Source organism: Psychrobacter sp. UBA2769, assembly GCF_002352555.1.
Taxonomy (GTDB): domain Bacteria; phylum Pseudomonadota; class Gammaproteobacteria; order Pseudomonadales; family Moraxellaceae; genus Psychrobacter; species Psychrobacter maritimus.
Genome location: NZ_DEIR01000015.1, coordinates 1 through 818, shown reverse-complemented (window position 1 = coordinate 818; position 818 = coordinate 1). Strand labels below are relative to the sequence as shown.

2 rRNA genes (1 of these 2 running past the window's edge) are annotated in these 818 nt (G+C 47.1%); both read left to right on the top strand.

Annotated features, from left to right (window positions below):
• Positions 1-467 (top strand): 23S ribosomal RNA (locus B3Q63_RS06730); it begins 2,390 nt to the left of the window's first position.
• Between the two features lie 186 nt (positions 468-653).
• Positions 654-768, top strand: a 5S ribosomal RNA gene (gene rrf, locus B3Q63_RS06725).
• The last annotated feature ends 50 nt before the right edge of the window (positions 769-818 follow it).

Sequence of the window (818 nt, the reverse complement as noted above, 5' to 3'; positions counted from 1 at the left end):
GCTCAACGGATAAAAGGTACTCTGGGGATAACAGGCTGATACCGCCCAAGAGTTCATATCGACGGCGGTGTTTGGCACCTCGATGTCGGCTCATCTCATCCTAGGGCTGAAGCAGGTCCTAAGGGTATGGCTGTTCGCCATTTAAAGAGGTACGCGAGCTGGGTTTAGAACGTCGTGAGACAGTTCGGTCCCTATCTACCGTGGGCGTTGGAAATTTGAGAGGATCTGCTCCTAGTACGAGAGGACCAGAGTGGACGAACCTCTGGTGTTCGGGTTGTCACGCCAGTGGCATTGCCCGGTAGCTACGTTCGGATGGGATAACCGCTGAAAGCATCTAAGCGGGAAGCCCACCTCAAGATAAGATTTCCCTAAAGAGCCGTTGAAGACTACGACGTTGATAGGCAGGGTGTGGAAGCACAGCGATGTGTGTAGCTAACCTGTACTAATTGCTCGTTTGGCTTGACCATACAACACCCAAGTGGTTTGTATCAAAGCTCTAATTAATCTATCTTGTAAAGCGAAAGCTTTAGAATAAAAGAAAGAATATTTCGATATCACCTTAAACCTTGATTCAGTTAGGTTTATGTTGATGAGACTAAAAGATAATACTTAAAGTCAAAATAACAATAACAGACTCATATCTAACCCCCTTTGCTGACGACAATAGCATGATGGCACCACCTGATCCCTTCCCGAACTCAGAAGTGAAACATCATCGCGCCAATGGTAGTGTGGCTCCGGCCATGTGAGAGTAGGTCATCGTCAGCTCTCTATTCCTGAATCGCCCCTCAACTTAATTGTTGAGGGGCTTTTCTTTG